This is a genomic window from Curtobacterium sp. MWU13-2055, from assembly GCF_023242305.1.
GTDB lineage: Bacteria > Actinomycetota > Actinomycetes > Actinomycetales > Microbacteriaceae > Curtobacterium.
This window is the reverse complement of sequence record NZ_JALLIO010000001.1, coordinates 492,118-512,997: the sequence shown is the minus strand read 5'-3', so window position 1 is coordinate 512,997 and position 20,880 is coordinate 492,118. Positions and strand designations below refer to the sequence as shown.

Genomic DNA, 20,880 nt, shown 5'->3' with positions numbered 1-20,880 from the left:
CGGGTGAACCGGGAAGCCCGTCGCGCCGGATCGCCCGAAGCGGGTGGTGCCGGCCGCGCGCCGTCGGCGCTAGACAGCACGCCCACGCACTCCTGAAGGGAACACGATCATGGACTTCTGGTACACGTTCTGGGCAGTGATCTGGTACGGGCTGCTCATCTCGGCGCTCATCGCCTCGCTCATGGCGCTCTTCTCGGTCCTCGCGGACCTCGTGCGGGATCGTTCGCTCAGCGGGTGGTACAAGGCGATCTGGGTCTTCTTCCTGGTCTTCGTGCCGTTCCTGACGACGTTCGTCTACCTGATCGCACGCGGTCGTGGGATGGCGGACCGCAGCGCGGAGTCCGCCCAGCGGCAGAAGGACGCCGCCGACGGCTACATCCGCACCGTGGCGGGCACGTCCCCGTCCGACGAGATCGCGAAGGCACGCGCACTCCTCGACGCCGGCACGATCACGGCGGCGGAGTTCGACGCGATCAAGGCGAACGCGGTCGGCAGCACCCGCGCGGCGCCGGCACCGGCTGCGGCGTGAGCGACCGGGCGACCGAGCTTGTCGTCATCGCCTTCGACGACGACGACGGCGCCCGGGCGGCGCACGACGCCGCACTGCGCCTCGACCGCCGCGCGGAGATCGCCCTCGACGGCATCGCCGTCGTGCACGTCGACGAGCACGGTCGCACCCACGTCGACTCCACCGGGCGTGATTCGCAGCGTGGTGCACGGGCGGCCTCGAGCGCGGTGTTCGGCACCGTGCTCGGGTTCCTGTTCCTCATGCCGTTCGCGGGGCTCGTCGTCGGCGGAGCGGTGGGGGCGCTCTTCGCGAGCCTGGACCGTGCCGGCGTGGACGCGGACTTCCGGGAGCGTCTCGCCGCCGAGCTGGCGCGGGGCGGGGCGGCCGTCATCGTCTCCGTGGCGTCGGTCGACGGGGACCGGCTCGTCGGCGCGATGACGGACCTCGGCGGCACGGTGCTCCGGACGACGCTCTCCGACGAGGACCTCCGGGCGATCGCGCACGACCTTGGTGGGCACCCGTGACGAGCGCAGTCGGTCCATCGGCTCGGACACTCGTCCTCGTGACGGCGGCGTCGCTCGTGTCCACCGTGGCCTTCTTCGTCGTCTTCGGCCTCGTGGCGCCCCTCGACTGGTGGTGGACGCTCCCGATCGCGGGGGTCGGCCTCGTGGTCGTCGTGGTCCTGGGGTTCCTGCTGCGCCGGTTCGACGGTCGGCACCTGGTGGTGCGGTCGACCGCCACGGCGGCCCAGGGACTCGGACTCCTGCCGATCGCGTGTGCGCTGGCGACCGCCGTCGCGGTGGCCGTCGCGCTGCTGACGGGCTGAGCAGACGACGTCCACGATCTCACCCGGTCGGGGTGGCCCGCACCGGAGCGCACCCGAGCACGATCCATGCACGAGCACGACCACACGAACGAGGAGGACAGCGATGCCGAAGGACAAGCCGAACATCCTGGTCATCTGGGGCGATGACATCGGGATCACGAACCTGAGCGCCTACAGCGACGGCCTGATGGGCTACCGCACACCGAACATCGACCGGATCGCGGATGAGGGCATGCGCTTCACCGACTCCTACGGGGAGCAGAGCTGCACCGCCGGCCGGTCGTCCTTCATCACAGGACAGAGCGTGTTCCGCACGGGGCTCAGCAAGGTGGGCATGCCCGGCGCGGACCTGGGGCTCCGAGCCGAGGACCCGACGATCGCCGAGGTGCTGAAGCCGCACGGGTACGCCACCGGGCAGTTCGGCAAGAACCACCTCGGCGACAAGAACGAGTTCCTGCCGACGGCGCACGGGTTCGACGAGTTCTACGGCAACCTGTACCACCTGAACGCGGAGGAGGAGCCCGAGTCGGCGAACTGGCCGTCCATCGAGGAGTTCCCGGCCTTCAACGAGCGGGCCCGGCCGCGCGGCGTGATCCACTCGTGGTCGACCGACGAGGACGACGACACCGAGGACGGTCGATACGGACGACGTGGCAAGCAGCGCGTCGAGGACACCGGCCCGCTGACCAAGAAGCGCATGGAGACCATCGACGAGGAGTTCGCGGACGCCGCGATGGACTTCATCGGGCGTCAGGCGGAGTCCGAGACCCCGTTCTTCGTCTGGATGAACACCACCCACATGCACTTCCGGACGCACCCGAAGCCGGAGAGCCGGGGGCAGGCCGGCCGGTGGCAGTCGCCGTACCACGACACGATGATCGACCACGACCTGGTGGTCGGCTCGCTCCTCGACCAGCTCGACGAGCTCGGGATCGCGGACGACACGATCGTGATCTACTCCACGGACAACGGCCCGCACATGAACACGTGGCCGGACGGCGGGATGACCCCGTTCCGCAGTGAGAAGAACACGAACTGGGAGGGCGCGTTCCGGGTCCCGCAGATGATCCGCTGGCCCGGCCACATCGAGGCGGGGTCGATCTCGAACGCGATCATCCAGCACCACGACTGGCTCCCGACGTTCCTGGCGGCGGTGGGGGACACGACCACGGTCGAGGAGCTCAAGGTCGGGAAGACGATCGGCGACCGGACCTACAAGGTGCACATCGACGGCTACGACTTCCTGCCGTACCTGACCGGGGAGGTCGAGCAGGGTCCGCGACCGGGCCTGGTGTACTTCTCGGACGACGGCGACGTCCTCGCGCTCCGGTTCGACAACTGGAAGGCGGTGTTCATGGAGCAGCGCGTCACCGGCACCCTGCAGGTCTGGTTCGATCCGTTCGTCGTGCTGCGGGTCCCGAAGCTCTACAACCTGCGGACCGACCCGTTCGAACGAGCGGACCAGACGTCGAACACGTACTTCGACTGGTTGTTCGAGAACGACTACCTGCTGCTCGCCGCCACGACGCTGGTCACCCAGTTCCTGGACACCTTCGAGGAGTTCCCGCCACGACAGCGCGCGGCGACGTTCAGCATCGACCAGGCGGTCGACAAGCTGCAGTCGTTCCTGGCCGGCGGCGACTGACGGTGCCGACCACCACCGGCCCGGCAACCGCCACGGCGATCCGCTCCTCGATGGTGCGGATCGCCGGCGGCGCGTTCACGATGGGCTCCGACCAGCACTACCCGGAGGAGTCCCCGGCGCGCAGCGTCACCGTCGCCGCGTTCGAGATCGCCCCGCAGGCCGTGACGAACCGGGAGTTCGCGGCGTTCGTCCGTGCCACCGGGTACCGCACGGTGGCGGAGCGGCCCCTCGACCCGGCGCAGTTCCCCGGTGCCCCGGCCGAGAACCTGCACGCCGGCTCGATGGTGTTCACCGGGACGAGCGGTCCGGTGGACCTCCGACACCTCAGCCAGTGGTGGGCGTGGACGCCCGGCGCGAACTGGCGTCGTCCCTCCGGTCCCGGCTCGACCATCGCCGACCGCGCCGACCACCCGGTCGTGCACGTGGCCCACGAGGACGCGGCTGCCTACGCGGTGTGGGCGGGCGGGCGACTGCCCACCGAAGCCGAGTGGGAGTTCGCGGCGCGCGGTGGCCTCGAGGGCGCGGAGTTCACCTGGGGGGACGAGGCGGAGCGCCCCGGGGAGCGGCGCGCGAACTACTGGCACGGCGACTTCCCCTGGCGCGCGGAACGCGGGTACGGACGGACGTCGCCGGTCGGGTCGTTCCCACCGAACGGCTACGGTCTGCACGACACGGCGGGCAACGTCTGGGAGTGGACGAGCGACCGGTACGTGGACCCCGTCGCCGAGCACGACTGCTGTGCGCCGGTGTCCGAGGCCGTGACCGTCGAGCGCCGGGTCGTGAAGGGCGGATCGTTCCTGTGCGCCGACAGCTACTGCCGCCGGTACCGTCCGGCGGCACGGCGCGGCCAGGAGTCCGACACGGGGATGAGCCACATCGGCTTCCGCATCGCGGTCTGACCGCCCCCGACCGGTCTGACCGCGCGACCGGTCTGACCGCCCCGTCCGGTGTTCCGCTACGCGGGGGTGATGCCGTCGAGTCGCGCCTCTTCCGCGTCGTAGCCGGCGCGGACCTGGCGGAGCACCAGGTCGTCGATCTCGTCCGAGTCCCGGAGCCGCAGCAGGGTCGCGGCCTTGTGCTGCACCAGGGCGAGCTCGAGCGCGACGGCGGTGTCGTGCCGCTGCACCGCCGGGTGCTCGTCGTCGTCCTCCTCGCGTGCCTGGATGACGTCCAGGTGCGCCTCGTAGTCCTTGCGCACCCGGTCGACGGTGGCCTGGTCGGCTCCGGTCGACCGTGCCAACCGCGGCAGGGCGTCGAGGGCCTCCTCGATCGCGGTCCGCTCGGCGTAGCGACGTTCCTCACCGACCGACTCGTCCTCGGGCAGCGCAGCCCGCCGCAGGACCGCCGGCAGCACGAGTGCCTGACCGACGATGGTGACGACGACCACGCCCGCCGTGACGAAGACGATGAGGTCGCGGTCCGGGAAGTCCGCTCCGGACTCCAGGACGCGGGGGACGGCGACGGCCATCGCCAGCGAGACCGCGCCGCGGAACCCGGCGAAGCCGCTCACGAGCCGGTCGCGGTGGCCCTCGCGGGGCGCGCCTCCCGTGCGACGGGTGACGAGCCAGACGGTGCCGCCCGCGGCGTTGAGGAACGCGAACCGGACCACGACGAGCACGACCGCGACGGCCAGGACGACGCCGACGGCGCGGAGCAGCTCGGACGGCGTCAGCGCCCGGGCCGCGACCATCGCCTCGATGCCGACCAGGACGAACAGTGCACCGTTGAGCAGGAACGTCAGGAACGACCAGAAGGCGCGGACCTGCTGCCGGGTCTCGGCGCGGTCGAGCTTCGGCCCGACCTGGCTGACGACGATGCCGGCCGCCACCACGGCGAGCACACCGGAGGCACCGATCGCCTCGGCAGCCAGGAACGCACCGAACGGCACGAGGAGCGTGACGAGGTTCTCGAGCACCACGGTGTCGACCCGGCGCAGCACGAGCGTGCCGACCCACGCCGCGGCGAGCCCCGCGGCCACCCCACCGAGGTACGACAGGACGAGCATCCCCGACACGCCCCAGAACGTGAGTTCCTGCGTGCCCACCGTGACGGCGACCGCGATGCCGTACACGACGAGGGTCGTGCCGTCGTTCACCAGGCTCTCCGCCCGCAGCACGGTGACGTTGCGGCGCGGAAGCATCTTCGTGAGCACCCCGACCGCGGTCGCGTCGGTCGGAGCCACGGCGGCGCCGAGCACCCAGGCCGGACCCCACGGCATGCCGAGCAGGTGGAGCAGGACGGCGACGGCGCCCGCCGTGGCGACGACGAGCAGCGTGCCCATCAGGACGATGCCGCGCAGGTTCTTCCGGATCTCGCGCAGCGACGTCGTCAGACTCTCCCAGTACAGGAGCGCCGGCAGGAACAACAGCAGGACGGCGTCGGCCGGCAGCTCGACGTCCGCGAACTCCGGCACGAAGGCCAGCGCAGCGCCGAAGACGAGCAGCAGGACCGGAGGGGCCACCCGGATCCGGTCCGCGATCCCCGCCGTCAGTGCGATGGCGAGGCCGAGGACGACCACCAGTTCAGGACCCAGCACGTGCACTCCTCGTTCGACCGACACTCCAGTCAACGCGGCCGACGGTGATCGTGCACACGGGAGCCGGAGCGACGCTCGGCTCAGGGCCCGTTCGCCGCGTCGTGTCGCAGGCGCGCGAGCACCCGCCGGAGGGCGTCGACGTCCTTCGGACCCCAGTGGGCGAGGACCGCGTCGAGGTCCTGGCTGAGCTGGTCGCTGATCCGCTCGCCGTACCCGCGGCCCTCGGCGGTGAGCGCGATCAACACGCTGCGCTCGTCATCGGGAGCCGGTACCCGGACCACGAGCCCGATGTCCTCGAGCCGGTTCGCGATCTTCGTGAGGTTGGCACGACCGGTGCCCAACGCCCCCGCGAGCACGCTCGGCTTCGTCGCTCCGCGGTAGGTCAGCTGGTTGACCACCAGGAACATCGACAGATCGGCCACGGGGAAGTCGATCGCGGTCATCATGCGCTGCCGGACCTGCGGGCTGTCCGCCCAGTGCACGATGCCCGCGAGTGCGACCCGGATGTCGAACGGGTCGGGGGTGATGACGGGGCGCAGGTCCACACCGCTCGGTCGTCCGCCGCGACGGGTCATCCGACCACCAGACGAACGGGACCGAGCAGGCCGTGGTCGCGGACGTGCGTCGTCTGCACCGCGTCGGGGTCGCCGAGCAGCTGCGCGATGACGTCGGGGACGTCCTCGTAGTACCCGCGGGCGAGCAACCGGTTGTTGAGTGAGCTGGCGACCCGCACGACCACCGTGTTCTCTCCTACGCGCAGGTCGTCGGTGACGTCGACTACCGGGTGCGAGGTGTCGAACCCGCGTGCCGGTCCGCCGTTGAGCACGACCGAACCGAGCCCGCCGGCCGTCGACCCGAGGTCGAGCAGGAACCGGGCGCCGTCGTCGTCCACCGTGTCGACGGTGAACGACGTGGCGTACTCGCCGACCCCGGAGACCTCCGGTCCCACGGCGGGCAGGTCCTTCCACGGACGGAGCGGACCGGTACCGGCGTCGAGTCGTCGGACGTCGGTCAGCGGCCGGACCTCGCGCGTGACGTAGCCGTGGCCGCGGTCCTCGGTGATGAGCTCCTCACCGCCCGCGTCCCAGCTCTCGACCGCGATCCGCCAGTCGGTCATCTCGACGACGACGACGTCGGTCGACGTGCGTCCGCCGAGCCGGGCGTCGAGTGCGATCTCGCGCGCAGGCCCGCTGCGGTCGAGCGTGAACAGCGCGGTCTCACCGGGCGCGAGGTCCACGGTGACGATCGTCCGGTCGCCCTCGGTCCGTGCGGCTGGGTGCGGGAACACCGCGCCGGACCAGGCGTCCACGCGGTACACCGCGCCGGTGCCGGGCAGCGCGACCTCCACGGTGGTGGCCGAGGTCGTCTCGTACAGGAAGTGGTACAGGTACACGTGCAGCAGGTCACCGTCCTCGCGCAGGTGCGACAGGACGCTCCGGTCCTCCGTCACGAACTCGGCGCGGCCCGTCACCCCGAGGCCGCGCAGGGCGGCGACGGTTTCGGCGGCGTCGTCGATCGCGGTCACCGACGGCAGGGCCAGCAGCCGCTCGACGGTGTCCGCGAGCTCGGCGTCGCGCCCGTCGAGGCCTGGGGTGCGGGCGGCCGCTCGGGGGTGGTGCGTGTCCGTCCCGGCGATCAGCGACTTGAGCTCGCGCGTGCCGTGCACGACGAGGATCCGCACGCCGTCCTCGGCCCAGGCGAGCAGGCGTGCAGCGACGTCGGCATCGAGCGCGCTCTGGAAGACGAGCAGTGCCTGGTACCCGGGGCCGTCCGGTTGCACCAGGCCGCCGTCCACCCGGACGTCGTCGCGGAGCAGCAGCGACCCGTCGAGGAACTCGTACGTCCACCCGGCGTCCTGCATGCCGAGGTCGCGCCACCAGTGGTTCTGCCGGTCGCGCATCCAGTACTGGCCGTAGGCGACCTCGTCGGGGACGCGGCCACCGTCGGCGTCGCGGAACACCATGCCGGACGCGTTGTCGGTGAAGTGGTCGGTGTGCAGGATGCCGACGTCGATCCGCGGTCTTCCCTGGCGCAGGACGTACTGGTACCGGCCGATCGCGTCGTTCCAGAGCGGGTAGAACTCGGCAGCGGGCTGCCGGGCGTCGAAGCGCTCCGAGAACATGCTCCACATGCCCTCGTGACCCGGCCAGCTCGTGACGCCCTCGGCGCCCGTGGTGCTCGCCCAGCCGTGCAGGACGGTCTTCGTGATGCCGGCGGCGAGCTGCGTCGCGACGATCTGGTCGTAGAACCGGTGGTCGAGCATGTGGTTGCGGGTCGTCGCACCGGTCTCCGACGAGTACTGCTTGCCGAACAGGTGCGCCGGCCCCGCGAGCAGCCGGTACGCGTCGATCTGCGCGGCGAACTCGAGCGACTCCGTCTCGATCCCGTCGACCTCCGGCCCGGGGCGCGTCAACTCGAACGGCAGCCCGTAGCTGATCTCGGACCGCAGCGTCATGCCGTTGGCGCGCAGGAACGCCGCGAACGGGCGCAGCATGTTCTCGATGTACAGGTCGGTGAGCGTCCGGACGTAGTCGAAGCGGACCTTCTCGACGTCGACCGCCCGGTCCGGCACCGGTTCGGCGTGGTACGTGGTGCTCGACGCCATGAACGGGGCGCTGCGGGTCAGGAACGGCAGCCACGGCGTGATCGGGTAGCCGCGGCGCGTCCGGAACTCCTCGGCGACGTGCGCTCCCCAGAAGAGGCCACCGGCGCCGTAGGTCGACAGCTCGAGGGAGTCCATGTACATCTGGGCACGGGGATTGCGAGCGATCTCGGCGCGGAGGCCAGGGGTCAGGACGACGTGTTCCCAGTAGTCGATCACGGCGTCGACGCCCGCTCGCTCCAGGTAGTTCACCGTCCAGTTGACCGTCGCCGACGGTGACGCCGTCTGGCCGGTGCCGTGGCTCCAGAACGTGGACAAGCGCCAGGTGCCGCCCTCCGGTGCGGTCCAGTCGAGCGCCTCGTCGGTGACCGCGCTGGTCAGGTCCACCACCGAGTCGGGGTCCAGCACGGTTGCGGCGCCGGAACCGGCGGAGTCCGGGACGACGCGCGTCGCGACCACCGCGACGAGCGTCTGGACGCGCACCGTCCCGCGTTCACCGGGGAGCGTCGTGTGTGCGATCGGCGCGTCGAGGTCGATCCGACGGAGCGCACCCGAGCGGCTCGTCCCGCCGGGCAGGTCCTCGTGCACGACGTCGAGTTCCTGCGCAGCGGCGGGGTGGTCCGCGTCGATCGTCGGCAGGTTCGCGTTCGACCAGTTCGTCCCGGACGTGAAGCTCACCGACATGCCCCTGGCGGTGGTCTCCTCGACGACGATCTGCGAGTCGTGCACCCACTCCTCGGATCCCCAGCCGTACCGGCCGTGGTCGATCGCTCCTTCGTCCATCGCCAGGAACTCCATGCCGCCGAACCCGAGTGCGTGGGCGGTGTCGACCTCGCGTCGGAGGGTCACGTCGGTGTGCAGGCCCTCGGCGAGCCACCACCGCAGCTCCGGACGGTACTCGATGGCCGGATGGGCGACGCCACGGGCGAGGTGCTCGATCGACATGCTGTTCTCCTCGGGAACGCGCGGCGACGGTGCCGCTGCGACGACCGTAGGTTCTGGGAGCTGCGGAAGTCAATGTCCTCAGGAAACGAACAGCGAGGCTCTGGACAGCAGGCGGAGTGAACGATCCTTGCGGTTGCGGCACTCGGCGAGCTACAGTGCCGCCGACCGGTTGAACCGTTTCATCCGGTGTTCGGCCGACGTTCAAGGGAGAACGCAGTGAACCGACCCCAGCAGCCCGCCCGGCGACCGCACCCCTGGTGGGTCGCCGTCGTCTCGGGGATGGCCTCGTACATCGACGCGGCCGCGATCGTGAGTTCCGGCACCGCGCTCGTCCTCTACCAGCAGTCGATCGGCATCACCGGCACGCAGATCGGGGTGCTCTCCGGCGCGCTCACGTTCTGCATCGCGATCGGCGCGCTCTCCGGCGGGCGGCTCGGCGACCTGTTCGGCCGGCGCGCCGTGTTCATCGTGACGATGGCCATGACCGTGGTCGGCGCAGGGGTCCTGGTGGCGAGCCCGGCGTTCGCCGGCCTGCTCATCGGCACGATCCTCGTTGGACTCGGCACCGGAGCGGACCTGCCGGTCTCGCTCGCGACGATCTCCGAGGCGGCGACCGACGAGAACCGGGGCGGGCTCGTCGGCTTCTCCCAGGTGCTCTGGTTCGCCGGGATCCTGGCGACCTACGCCATCTCGGCGGGCGTCGGGGACCTCGGCCGTGCCGGTGGTCAGATCATGTTCGCGCACGTCGGAGTCGTCGCACTCGTCGTGATGGTCCTGCGCTTCACGATCCCGGAGTCCACCACGTGGTCCGACGCCCATGCCGAGAAGGCCGCGGGCGCACACACCGTCCGTGCTGCCCGCCACGGCATCCGCGACGTCCTGACGCAGCGCATCTTCCTGCTGCCGTTCCTGTCCCTGCTGGTCTTCTACACGTTGACGAACCTCGGCGCGAACACCGGCGGGCAGTTCGGCGCCTACGTGGCCGTCAACGTCGTCGGGCTGTCGGTGCCGTTCTTCTCGACGATGAACCTGGTCAGCGTGCCGATCGGGATGCTGCTCGCGTTCTGGTTCATGCGCATCGTCGACGGTCGGCTGCGGATGCCGTTCTACATTGTCGGCGCCGTGTGCCTCGTGGTGAGCTACGGCCTGCCGCTCGTGTTCGGCTTCTCGCTGCCGACCCTCGTCGCGATGCTCGCGTTCGGCGCGGTGGGCAACGCGTTCGCCTTCGAGGCGATCATGAAGGTCTGGTCGCAGGAGTCGTTCCCGACGTTGCTCCGCGGTTCGGTCCAGGGCACGATCATCGCGGTGGCCCGGATCGCCGCGGCGCTGCTGGCGTTCGTGACCCCGCTGCTCCTCGACCACCCCGAGGTCATGTACGGCATCCTCACGGCGCTCGTCGCGGTCGGTGTCGTGGTCGGGTGGCTCGGGTTCCGGCACGCGGTCTTCGACGCGTTCTCGATCGAGGGCAAGGACCTCGCCGACGCGCAGGAGGCACTCTTCGCCGCCGGTGTCCGCGATGACGCTCCCGCAGCCGCCGCTCGCCGCGACCACCGCTGACTCACGGAGCGAGACCGCTGCTGCTGCGCGACCTCGCAGATCCCCGCGCCACGCGACGCCACCACGCCCGCCACGGCAACGAGCTCGCGAGCGCCGAACCGATCACCACGCTGCCGAACCAGGCGACGACGACCCCCGGGATCGGCACGAGCAGGCTCGCCCACAGCAGCACCGCGAGCACCCCGAGCACGTACGCCGCCCCGGCCTTCAGGTACCGCAGCCGCTTCAGCCCCGCGGCCTCGTCCAACCGCGAGGTCAACCGCGCCAGGAACACGGCACCGACACCGATCGCCGCCACCGCGACCGCCGCCTGTTCGAGCGCTCCGAGGCCGTCGGCGCCGAGGGTTCCGGACCCCGACAGGCTGTACACGCCGTCCAGGATCTCGAACAGCATGAACACCACGAGCCCCCGCTCGAACACCACCGTCGACGCGTAGGCGTGGATCCGCCAGGCACCCCGCCCGACGCCGATCGACGCGGTGTCCGAGCCGACCCCGTCGAGCGCCCAGGCGGCGACGCGCTTCGACCCGAGGTACGCGACGATGCCCGCCGCGCCGCCGAGCACGACCGGCAGCAGGGCTCCCGGCGACCACGCGCGGTCGACGCCGACGAGGACGGCCGTGACGGCGACCCCCGTCGCAGCGGTGACCAGCGACCAGACGCGAGGACGCGCGACGGCGGCGAGCCGGGCCTCCAGGCGGCCCAGCCAGGACCTGCGTGACGCGCGGTCGGTGTTGAACAGGTACTCGGCGAACACGAGCCAGATGAAGGCGGCGCCGAAGGCGGCGAGGGCGGGTCGCACCTCGGCGAGGTGCGCCGAGAACGAGCCGGGGGCGAAGACGGCTTCCTGCACGGAGCTCGCGGGGTCGGTCGCGTCGCCGACCGCGACCGCCGCCGGCGGCAGGAGCAGCCGCATCGCGAGGACGCCCGCGACGATCCCGAGCGACAGGAACAGCCGTCGGGCGGGGGAGTGCAGCCGTCCGGCGATGCCGGCCATCGGCACCGACGAGTCGGCGGCCATCGCGATCTCGAGGAGCGCGAGCGCGACGAACGCCAGGGCGGCGGCGGGGCCGAGGACGAACCAGGCCGCCGCGGCGGCCGCGGCGGTGATGAACAGGGGGACGGTCAAGAGCGATCTCGTGGCCATCACCCCATCCAGCACTGGTCGCCTGGGTGGGTGGTGGAGCGCTCCTGCGCATCAGCCTGGAGGCGCGGGTCGATCCGCGCAGAACGGGTGACGGCCCGTCCCCACTTGCGGGGACGGGCCGTCGGGTCACGCGGGCAGGCGGTCGCCTCAGTCGTGGAACGTCTCGATGGACGCGCCGAGGGAGTTCAGGCGCTCCTGCAGCTGCTCGTAGCCGCGGGCGATGATGCCCACGTTGCGCAGGACGCTCTCGCCCTTCGCCGCGAGCATCGCCAGCAGGATGACCACCGCGGGGCGGAGGGCCGGCGGGCAGCTGATCTCGGCACCGGAGAAGTGCGTCGGACCGGTGACGTCGAGGCGGTGCGGGTCGCGCAGGGTGACGCTCGCGCCGAGACGGGTCAGGTCGAGCAGGTGGATCGCCCGGCCCTCGTACACCCAGTCGTGCACGAGCGTGGTGCCCTCGGCCATCGCGGCGATGACCACGAAGAACGGCAGGTTGTCGATGTTCAGCCCGGGGAACGGCATCGCGTGGATCTTGTCGATCGGGGCGTGCAGCTCGGACGGGTGCACGGTGATGTCGACCAGGCGGGTGCGGCCGTTCGCTGCCGGGTACTCGTCGGTGACGTCGAACCGCAGGCCCATCTCAGCCAGGGTCGCGAGCTCGATCTCGAGGAACTCGATCGGCGCCCGGGTGACGGTGAGCGTGGAGTCGGTGACGATGCCGGCGGTCAGCAGGCTCATCGCCTCGACCGGGTCCTCGCTCGGCCAGTAGTCCACGACCTCGTCGATGCGGCTCTTGCCGGTGATGCGGAGCGTCGTGGTGCCGATGCCCTCGACCTGCACCCCGAGCAGCTCGAGGAAGAAGCAGAGGTCCTGCACCATGTAGTTGGGGCTGGCGTTGCGGATGACGGTCTCGCCGTCGCGGGCGGCCGCGGCGAGGATCGCGTTCTCGGTGACGGTGTCGCCGCGCTCGGTGAGGACGACGGACTTCGCGGGGACGTCCTGGTTCGCGACGCCGACCTCGTACCAGCCGGAGGTCGCCTCGACGTCGACGCCGAAGGGGCGCAGCGCGATGAGGTGCGGTTCGACCGTGCGGGTGCCGAGGTCGCAGCCACCGGCGTAGGGGAGCCGGAAGGACTCGTACCGGCCGCTGAGCGGGCCGAGGAACATCAGGACGCTGCGGGTGCGGCGGGCGGCGTCGGCGTCGATCGCGTCGAGGTGCAGGTCGGACGGGGCGACGATCTCGAGGGTCTCGCCGTCCTCGGACCACGTGACGCTCGCGCCGAGGCTGCGGAGGACGTCGATGATCCGGTCGACCTCGACGATCCGGGCGACCTTGTGCAGGCGGGTGACGCCGCGGTTGAGGAGCGAGGCGCAGAGCAGCGCGACGGCGGCGTTCTTGCTCGAGTTGACGGCGATGGAGCCGCTGAGCTTCCGGCCGCCCTGCACGCGCAGGTGGGCACGCTGCGGGGCGCCGCCGATCGAGACGATCTGCTGGTCGAGGGCGTCGCTGATGCGGGTGAGCATCTCGAGGGACAGGTTCTGCCCGCCCTGTTCGATGCGGTTGATCGCGCTCTGGCTGGTGCCTACGCGTTCGGCGAGCTGCGCCTGGGTCATGCTGCGGCCCTTGCGGGCGCCCCGGATGAGGGCACCGACCTCGCGGAGCGGGGCGGCGGATGCCGGAGTGACCGGCGAGACGACGGTGGTGGTGTCGGACATGGCGCCAACGTAACACGCTCATGAGATAAAAGGACTGGAGAACGACACCCGTTGCGCGCCCCGAGGTCTCGAATACGTCACAGCTGAGAATTCGGGGGACAGGGCGACTGTCCGACGCCATCAGCGGAGCGGGACCCAGGCCTTCAGCTCTGGATCCCACCGACCTTCGGTCACCGAGCCGTCCAGCGCGGGACCCAGCATCCCGTTCGCCAGCGACTCCGCTTCTCGCCAGTCCTCAGTGAGACCCACCGCACGCTGCGCCGCCTTCCGGTACCCGCGCTGGATCGCATCAGAGGCGTCGACCGCGACGAATGGCTCGATTCCTCGCTCGCCCACCTGCCACGCGACCGCACCGCGGAGTGCACGCGCGCCGCAGGGCAGATGCACCGCGATCAGGGCGAGATCGACGAGGTCCTTCGCTCGCGAGGAGCGGCCGTCCCCGCCCACGTGCCGCGTCTCCATCATCGCAGCGGCCTTGTCGGCGATCTGCTGCTCGATCGCGATCATGAGGTAGTCGACGGACTCCACGGATCGGGTCAGGGGGACACGGAAAGCCGGAGCGGCGACGACGGTCGCGGCACCAGCCCGCGCGTGCACCGCGAGGTCGATCTTCACCACCTCCCGCGTCTCGTCGGCGCGGAACGCCAGGCGAGCCACCGACAGGTTGGGCTGGTCGTCGCCACCGCCGTCCGAACGGGACACGAGTCGGAAACGGAGGCGATCGCCGATGTCCACACTGACGAGGTCGGAGAGGTGCTTCACGGCGTCGTCGAGGCCGAGCGTGGTCTCCAGGTCCACGTCGACCGTGGCGCGTGCGGTCGGGATGAACGCGAGCATCCTCGTGCCACCCTTCAGGATGAACGCATGCCGCGGATCGCGGAACACCCGGACCAGGAACCGGTCGAAAACGAGGTAGCTCCGAAGGTCACTCACCCGCAGGCCCATCGCCGGCGACGCAGCGCGCGCGGCGGCTGTGATCGCCTGCATCGTGGCCAGCGGGGTCGCGTAGTGCTCTGGCTTGCTCACCGTTCGTCGGTCTCCTCGGGCTGGGTGGTCGGATTGGACGTACCGTCGCGCCTCGCGCCGGACGGTCGCGCCGACTTCTGAGCGATCTGGTCGATCAGCGCGAGCGTCGACGGAGGCAGCGTGGTCTTCGGCAGGAGGCCCGGCGGGAGTACGACCTTCGGCACCCCGATCCGGGAGGGACGCCCTGACTGCGCCGTCGGCGTCTCGACTGCTTCGGAACGGAGCACCGGCTCGATGACGGTGCGCGTCTGCCGGTCGATCTGCGCCGTCACGGCCTCGAGTGCCTCTCGCAGGTGAGCCTCCACCGCGGCGTCCACCTGCTCGACGATGTCCGTGTGCGCGATGAGGTCCCGCAGCCGGACCTCGTCCACCTGCGTCAGGGAGCGGAGGCGCTGGTACAGGGCGGCACCGTCGTCGAGGCCGAGACCCTTCGCCATCGGATCCAGGTGCTCGATCAAGGACTGCACGTCGACATCGGCGCCCGAGAGCTCTGCGTCGCGCAGTGCGTCCGCGACGGTCGAGATGTCAGCGCCGGGCTCGTCGAGCAGGTCGGCGATCGTGCGCTCGCGTGTCGTGACGGGGAGACCGTCCAGGATCATCACGTCTTCGGCTGGCACGGGGCGTGTGCTGTAGCGGACGTCATCGTGTCGAGTGCGCCGCCGCGTCGACGTGTAGAGCAGGTACGGGGCAGGGGAGAGGTCGCCGATGCCGTGTACCGCCGCGGCCGCTGCTCCACCGACGGTGACGTCGGGGTCGTCCAGTCGGTCACGCCCGATGGTCGAGGGATCCGAGGCGAGCCACGCGGCGCGGATGTCGTCTGCGGGGTCGACGGGAGCGCCAGGCAGGCGGTACACGCCGTGACGCATGCGTTCGAGCGCACCGGTCTGCTCTCGTCGCAGCAGCGTGCTCCGCGCGACACCCGCTTCGGTGGCTTGCGCGGCAGTGAGCATGCCCCACTGCCCGGCTGCGAGGCCGGCGAGCTTGCTCTCGGTTGATGCGGACATGGCGCAATTGTAAGCGGAAATGCAACAAATGTGGCAGTTGATTGTCGGCACGCGATCAGCCGGCGTTGCGTCTGTTGCTCAGGGATCGGTCAGCGTCCCGCGCACGATCGAGTCGCCGGAGTGCGCCGGGTCGCCGTCGTCCGCTTCGGCGGAGACGTCGACCACGGGGAACCGCGCGGTGTCCAGGTCGGCGGGCACGGTGAAGGTGCCGCGGTCGCCGTCCAGGTAGCCGACGCTCACCAGGCCGGCGAGGTCGGACCGCATCATCCAGACCTCGCGGAGCGGACCGGTACCGGATCGACCGCGTTCACCGTGCAGGTCGATCACGAGCGTCACCCGCCCGTCCCGGTCGCGTTCGAGTTCGGCGGTACCGGACGTGCCGGACCAGCCGGGGAGCGCCGCGAGTTCGGTGTTCGCGAGGACGGTCTCGGTGCCCCCACGGGGCAACCCGGGGACGACGCCGGTCGCCACGCCGATGCCCAGGACGACCGCGAGGACGCCGGCACCCGCGATCAGGACCGTCACGAGACGACGAAGACGCGTGGCCGACCGGGGTCGACGGGACACGACGTGGGACCGCGGGTCGACGGGGGCGGTCACCTGCTGCGGCGTCTGCGCGATCTCGGCCGCGATCCGGTCCCACACGTGGTCCGGTGGCGCGATGAGCTCGAGGTCGTCGGACGCCCGCGTGACGGCGGCGACCCGCTGCAGCACGGCGACCTCGTCGCGGCACCGGGCGCAGGACGCCAGGTGTTCGGCGACGTCGTCCTCAGCCACCTGGTCGGAGACCGCGAGCATCGCCAGGGTCTCGTCGTCGACGTGCTTCATTCGATCACCTCCAGACGTGTTCGGAGCCGAGCCAGACTCCGGTGGATGTGGCTCTTCACGGTGCCCAGCGGCAGGTCGAGCCGTTCGGCGATCTCACGATGGCTGAGGTCGTCGTAGAACGCCAGTCGCATCACTCGTCTCGGTGTCTCGTCGAGTCGGTCGAGCTCGCCCGCGACCAGTGCGCGCTCCGCCAGGTCGAACGCCGGTTCCGGTGCGGGCGTCGTCGCTTCGACGACTTCGGGGTCGGCTGCGCTGGCGTGCCGACGGCGATCGTTCAGGGCGTCGACGATGCAGTTGCGGGTGATGCCGACCAGCCAGGCGCCGAGCGGACCCCTGGCAGGGTCGTAGCTGGCGCTCCGCTGCCAGGCCTTCACGAAGACCTGCTGCGTGACGTCCTCCGCGGCTGCCGGGTCCGACAGCGCCCGCAGGGCCAAGGAGTACACGAGCGACGACCAGCGTTCGTAGACGGCGCGCAGGCCGTACTCGCCCCCGGCGCTGAACGCGTCGGAGAGTTCGCCGTCGTCCGGGAGGATGGTCGTCACGTCTTCCTGTCGCTGGTGCGGTCGTCGTCGACCACGACCTGATCGTAAGCGGCCGTCGGTCGCCTCGGTCAGATCGGTGCCGCGGTGACGACGAGGTTGCTCTCGTAGTGTCCGGTGCTCGTGTCGAACCGGCCGCCGCACGTGACCAGGACGAGTCGGCGCGGTCCGTCGTCGCGGAACACGTCTCCCCAGGGGAGGCCCTGCTTCTCGAGCGTGCTGACGGAGTCGATCCGCCACCGGGTGTCGGCACCGGCAGCGTCGGTGAGGGTGACCGTCGTCCCGCGGGGGACGTCCCGGAGCCGGGCGAAGGGTCCGATACCGTACCCGACGGCGTCGACGTGGGCGGCGATCACGACGGTGCCCTCCGGTGACGACGGCGCTGGGCCGAACCGGTACCACCCGGCGGTCGCGGGGTCGGGCGGGAGGCCCATCGCCCCGCTGCCGTCGACGCCCTCGGGCTGGACGGGGGCGCTGATGCCGTCGTGGTCGACGACGATGCCGGTCGGAGCCGGTGCGCGCCGGACCGGGGGGATGGTGGCTGCCTGCTGCGGCACCGCGGTCGAGAACGCCGTCGGGACCGGAGTGGGGGTGCTCGTCGGCAGGGCGGGCGGCTGCCCGTCGGGGGCGTGTCCGGCCGACGAGCACCCGGTCAGGGATGCGACCGCCACGGCGACGACGATGGCCGTCACCGTGACGGACCGCACTGGGAACCGCACGTTCAGCGGCGGGCCGCTGCGGTGCGTCGACGGAGCAGCACGGCACCGATCGCGGCGGCTGCGGCCAGGGCCGCTGCTGCACCACCGACGAGCGGCAGGGAGTCCTGACCGTTCGTGGCCACCAGACCCGCGTTGCCGGCGGGGACACCGTTCGGCGTGCCACCGAGGTCCGAGATCGTCTGCGTGGCGAGCGCGAGGTTCGAGTCGTCCAGGCTGCCCCACGCGTACACGATGGTGTCGGCGCCGGCCGTGACCGCGACGTCTGCCGGGCCGATCACGGGGTCGGTCGTCCCGGTCGCGGCGACGGTCGCCGAGACCGTGCCGGCCGCCAGTTCCAGTGCCTGCTCGTCCGGGTTCGACAGGTTCGTGACGACGGCCTTCCCGCCGGCGAGGACGTCGACCGCGGGTGCGGCCGCGACGTGCCGGACGACGAGACGCCCCTGGCCGGCGGGCACGGCGGAGGTGTCGTTGGTGAACACCGTGGCGGTCGGTGATCCGTCCGCCGCGTCGTGTGCGACCGCGGTGTAGTTGCCGCCCGCGTCGAACGAGACGTCCGCCGGTCCGATGATCGGCTTCGACGCGTCGGCGGCGTCCGAGGCGGTGATGGCGAGTTGGTGTGCACCTGCCGGCACCATCATCGGACCGGCGAGGGTGCCGGGAGTGAAGTCGTCGATCGCCCGCTTCCCGTCGAGGTACACGTCCACGGTGACGTCCGGGACGGCGTGGAGGACCGAGAGTGTCGCCTCACCGGTGGCGGCGGTCGCGGCGGTGGCGGGCAGTACGACCGCGGCGGCCGCGAACAGCACACCGGCGCTCAGGCCGGTGACGAGTGTCTTGCGCATGGCGTTCTCCTTCGGGCCGGTCCGGGCCGGAGCGGACGGCGTCGTCATCGACGTCGTACCCCCACTACCGCCGGAGCACCCCGATCGGATGCAGCGATTTCCTGGGGATCAGCTGAGACGGCGCCAGACCCCTGCGTTGCCCGGGCGCGACCAGGTCTCCGGATCGCCCGTGACGGCCTCGTCCCCGGCTCCCCGGTCGGTGAGCCGGTACGCGGAGTCCGGCGTCCACCCTGCGACGACGCTCGCGCGGCTGCCGTCGACCGGCACGGTGAGCCCGGACGTGCGGAACCAGCCCGCGACGGTCAGGTGCACGACGTCGTACTCGGTGGCCACCGCGGACCAGTCCGGCTGCACCCAGTCGCCCTGCCGTCCGGTCGCCACGGCCCAGTCGTTCCGTCGGGTCGTCCCCGTCACGTCGAGCGGCCAGCGTCGGCACAGCGCGGCCCAGTCGGCGGGACCGTCGACGGTGCACACGCGCGCCGTGAAATCGGCGGGCACGGCCGAGACGACGGCACGTTCCTGCCCGAAGGAGTCCTCGACCGCCCAGAGCGCCAGCGGCCCGGCGGACGGGAACGGCGCTCGCGTGTGCTGCGCGAGCGGCCACGGCGGGGTCGTCCACCACACCCCGCTGGCCACCCCCGGACTTCCCTCGGAGATCTCGTCACGCAGCTCCAGCGCCCAGTCGGCCAGTGCCGCCTCCGCGCTCGGACGACGGGCCTGGTCGCCCTCGTCGAACTCGACGCTCCATGCTCCGCCCTGCGGGTCGAAGAGCCGGCGCACGACCGGGCTGTCGACCGCCCACCGAGCGAGCCGCCGGAGCGCGGCCTGCAGTTCCGTCCGGGCGAGGAGCGCGTCCAGCGCATCGGGTTGCTGCCACCACAGCGCGCTGTCCGCAGTCGACTCGAGCGCGACGACGACATCGTCCTCGCCCACGGACGGCAGGGGCACCGCCGCGAGTGCGCTCGCCACCGCTGCCAGGTCCGGAGCCGGCTCGGGTCCGACCGCACCACCGATGCCGAAGAGCGTTCGGTCGTCGCCGCGTTCGACGCCGAGGTGGTGCTCCGCCCAGAAGAGCAGGTCGCCGAGCTGCAGGGCGGCCGGGTCGGCGGGGTCCTGCACACCGCTGACGAGCTCCAGGCAGAAGCGCCGGCCACGCGGGTGGGCGAGCAGGTCCGAGGCATCGATCACCGAACCAGGCTAGTGACGGCCGCTAACGCACCCGTCGCACCCGCCGATAGTCCTCCGTGCAGGCCCACGGACGGGCCCGCATCCCGCCCCACGGACGGCGGCGGGACGATCGAGAACCAGGACGGGCCATGATCGTCGTCACACGACTGAACGGCAGCGGATTCGCTGTGAACCCCGATCTCGTGGAGCGCATCCAGGAGACGCCGGACACGACGCTCATCATGGTCGACGGCGCGAAGTACATCGTGCGGGAGTCGATGGCCGACGTCATCGACCTGATCGCCGCGTACCGCGCCCGCATCGTCGGGATGGCCTACGGCACCGACCAGGCCCCCCGCACGAACACCGGTTCGCAGCCCACACTCGCCCCGGTCGCCGCGCTCCGCTCCACGCAGCACGGTCGCGCGCTGGACGGGGGTCGCTGACGTGGACATCGCAACGATCGTCGGCATCCTGCTCGCCTTCGGCGCCCTGTTCGGCATGGTCGAGATGGAGCACGTCGAGCTCGCCGGGCTGTTCCTGCCCGCGCCGATGCTGCTCGTGTTCGGTGCCACCATCGGCTGCGGGATCGCGAGCACCACGCTGAAGGACGCCATCGCGAGCTTCAAGGCCGTCCCGAAGGCGTTCACCGGCAAGGTCACGCCGCCACAGTCGGTCATCGACGACGTCGTGGGCCTGGCGGAGACGGCTCGGTCGAACGGTCTGCTCGCCCTCGAGCAGGAGGCCGACAAGCACGACGACCCGTTCATGAAGAAGGCGTTGCAGAACATCGCGGACGGCACCGACGGTGACGAGCTGCGGATCCTGCTCGAGGACGAGATCGAGTCGAACGCGGCCCCCACGCGCAGTGCGAGTGCGTTCTTCATGGGACTCGGCGGCTTCGCCCCGACGGTCGGCATCATCGGCACCGTCGTGTCCCTGACCCACGTGCTCGCGAACCTCGGCAAGCCCGACGAGCTCGGCCCCCTCATCGCGAGTGCGTTCGTCGCGACCCTGTGGGGCCTGCTCACCGCGAACTTCATGTGGCTGCCGATCGGCGGCAAGCTCCGGAAGCTCGCACAGCTCGAGTCGGACCGCCAGACGCTCCTGATGGAAGGGCTGCTCGCGGTCCAGGCCGGCAGCCAGCCGCGCCTGCTCGGTGAACGCCTCAAGGCGATGGTGCCGCCGGCAGCGCGCACCGACACCTCGAAGGGCAAGGCCGGTAAGAACAAGCAAGACGCCGACGCCGACGACCAGCAACTGGCGGCCTGAC

Annotated in this window: 20 protein-coding genes; 8 read left to right on the top strand and 12 right to left on the bottom strand. The window is 71.1% G+C overall.

Annotated elements, in window-relative coordinates; all coding sequences use genetic code 11:
- Window positions 1–109: 109 nt before the first annotated feature.
- From M4960_RS02335 to M4960_RS02315, 5 genes are all read left to right on the top strand, one after another.
- Window positions 110–529, top strand: coding sequence for an SHOCT domain-containing protein (locus tag M4960_RS02335; protein ID WP_123339567.1), 420 nt, complete (start codon window positions 110–112; stop codon window positions 527–529).
- Window positions 526–1,032, top strand: coding sequence for a DUF1269 domain-containing protein (locus M4960_RS02330; RefSeq protein WP_123339568.1), 507 nt, complete (start codon window positions 526–528; stop codon window positions 1,030–1,032). Before M4960_RS02335 ends, M4960_RS02330 begins: the two co-directional genes overlap by 4 nt.
- Complete coding sequence (locus M4960_RS02325; RefSeq protein WP_123292747.1) at window positions 1,029–1,334, top strand: hypothetical protein; 306 nt, start codon at window positions 1,029–1,031, stop codon at window positions 1,332–1,334. Before M4960_RS02330 ends, M4960_RS02325 begins: the two co-directional genes overlap by 4 nt.
- Window positions 1,335–1,437: 103 nt before the next feature.
- Window positions 1,438–2,979 (top strand): arylsulfatase, encoded by a 1,542-nt coding sequence (locus tag M4960_RS02320; protein WP_123292748.1) that lies wholly within the window; start codon window positions 1,438–1,440, stop codon window positions 2,977–2,979.
- Window positions 2,980–3,029: 50 nt separating this feature from the next.
- The gene (locus M4960_RS02315; protein WP_173168772.1) at window positions 3,030–3,878 is read left to right on the top strand and encodes a formylglycine-generating enzyme family protein; all 849 of its coding nucleotides are present in this window, start codon (window positions 3,030–3,032) and stop codon (window positions 3,876–3,878) included.
- 56 nt (window positions 3,879–3,934) lie between these two features.
- Here M4960_RS02315 and M4960_RS02310 read toward each other — a convergent pair whose 3' ends face one another.
- The 3 genes from M4960_RS02310 to M4960_RS02300 all read right to left on the bottom strand — a co-directional run bounded on the left by M4960_RS02310 (window position 3,935) and on the right by M4960_RS02300 (window position 9,062).
- A complete protein-coding gene (locus M4960_RS02310) occupies window positions 3,935–5,515 on the bottom strand; it encodes a Na+/H+ antiporter (protein WP_131846864.1) in 1,581 nt (526 codons plus the stop codon).
- An 80-nt stretch (window positions 5,516–5,595) separates the two neighbouring features.
- A complete protein-coding gene (locus M4960_RS02305; RefSeq protein ID WP_173168525.1) occupies window positions 5,596–6,090 on the bottom strand; it encodes a MarR family winged helix-turn-helix transcriptional regulator in 495 nt (164 codons plus the stop codon).
- Window positions 6,087–9,062: a glycosyl hydrolase gene (locus M4960_RS02300; protein ID WP_248703343.1), complete on the bottom strand. Its 2,976-nt coding sequence runs from the start codon at window positions 9,060–9,062 to the stop codon at window positions 6,087–6,089. Before M4960_RS02300 ends, M4960_RS02305 begins: the two co-directional genes overlap by 4 nt.
- Before the next feature lie 216 nt (window positions 9,063–9,278).
- On the opposite strand from M4960_RS02300, the gene M4960_RS02295 reads away from it, so the two are divergent.
- The gene (locus tag M4960_RS02295) at window positions 9,279–10,619 is read left to right on the top strand and encodes an MFS transporter (protein WP_248703342.1); all 1,341 of its coding nucleotides are present in this window, start codon (window positions 9,279–9,281) and stop codon (window positions 10,617–10,619) included.
- Window position 10,620: 1 nt separating this feature from the next.
- Here M4960_RS02295 and M4960_RS02290 read toward each other — a convergent pair whose 3' ends face one another.
- From M4960_RS02290 to M4960_RS02250, 9 genes are all read right to left on the bottom strand, one after another.
- Window positions 10,621–11,766: a DUF475 domain-containing protein gene (locus M4960_RS02290; RefSeq protein WP_248703341.1), complete on the bottom strand. Its 1,146-nt coding sequence runs from the start codon at window positions 11,764–11,766 to the stop codon at window positions 10,621–10,623.
- Between the two features lie 147 nt (window positions 11,767–11,913).
- Window positions 11,914–13,482, bottom strand: coding sequence for a UDP-N-acetylglucosamine 1-carboxyvinyltransferase (locus M4960_RS02285; protein WP_248703340.1), 1,569 nt, complete (start codon window positions 13,480–13,482; stop codon window positions 11,914–11,916).
- 120 nt (window positions 13,483–13,602) lie between these two features.
- Window positions 13,603–14,508 (bottom strand): nucleotidyl transferase AbiEii/AbiGii toxin family protein, encoded by a 906-nt coding sequence (locus M4960_RS02280; protein WP_131846862.1) that lies wholly within the window; start codon window positions 14,506–14,508, stop codon window positions 13,603–13,605.
- Window positions 14,505–15,512, bottom strand: a complete 1,008-nt coding sequence (locus M4960_RS02275) for a type IV toxin-antitoxin system AbiEi family antitoxin domain-containing protein (protein ID WP_173168528.1) — start codon at window positions 15,510–15,512, stop codon at window positions 14,505–14,507. Before M4960_RS02275 ends, M4960_RS02280 begins: the two co-directional genes overlap by 4 nt.
- A 78-nt stretch (window positions 15,513–15,590) precedes the next feature.
- Window positions 15,591–16,340 (bottom strand): anti-sigma factor domain-containing protein, encoded by a 750-nt coding sequence (locus M4960_RS02270; RefSeq protein WP_173168529.1) that lies wholly within the window; start codon window positions 16,338–16,340, stop codon window positions 15,591–15,593.
- Window positions 16,337–16,882 (bottom strand): RNA polymerase sigma factor, encoded by a 546-nt coding sequence (locus tag M4960_RS02265; protein WP_173168530.1) that lies wholly within the window; start codon window positions 16,880–16,882, stop codon window positions 16,337–16,339. The genes M4960_RS02270 and M4960_RS02265 overlap by 4 nt, the downstream gene beginning before the upstream one ends.
- A 68-nt stretch (window positions 16,883–16,950) precedes the next feature.
- Window positions 16,951–17,550, bottom strand: a complete 600-nt coding sequence (locus M4960_RS19560) for a class F sortase (protein WP_248703339.1) — start codon at window positions 17,548–17,550, stop codon at window positions 16,951–16,953.
- Window positions 17,551–17,600: 50 nt separating this feature from the next.
- Window positions 17,601–18,440, bottom strand: coding sequence for a DUF4397 domain-containing protein (locus M4960_RS02255; RefSeq protein ID WP_131879985.1), 840 nt, complete (start codon window positions 18,438–18,440; stop codon window positions 17,601–17,603).
- A 108-nt stretch (window positions 18,441–18,548) separates the two neighbouring features.
- On the bottom strand, window positions 18,549–19,628 hold the full coding sequence (locus M4960_RS02250; protein ID WP_173168531.1) for a hypothetical protein: 1,080 nt from the start codon (window positions 19,626–19,628) through the stop codon (window positions 18,549–18,551).
- Window positions 19,629–19,756: 128 nt separating this feature from the next.
- Here M4960_RS02250 and M4960_RS02245 point away from each other — a divergent pair, with 128 nt between their 5' ends.
- Both M4960_RS02245 and M4960_RS02240 read left to right on the top strand, forming a co-directional pair.
- Complete coding sequence (locus tag M4960_RS02245) at window positions 19,757–20,053, top strand: flagellar FlbD family protein (protein WP_173168532.1); 297 nt, start codon at window positions 19,757–19,759, stop codon at window positions 20,051–20,053.
- A 1-nt stretch (window position 20,054) separates the two neighbouring features.
- Window positions 20,055–20,879: a motility protein A gene (locus M4960_RS02240; RefSeq protein WP_248703338.1), complete on the top strand. Its 825-nt coding sequence runs from the start codon at window positions 20,055–20,057 to the stop codon at window positions 20,877–20,879.
- Window position 20,880 lies beyond the last annotated feature (1 nt).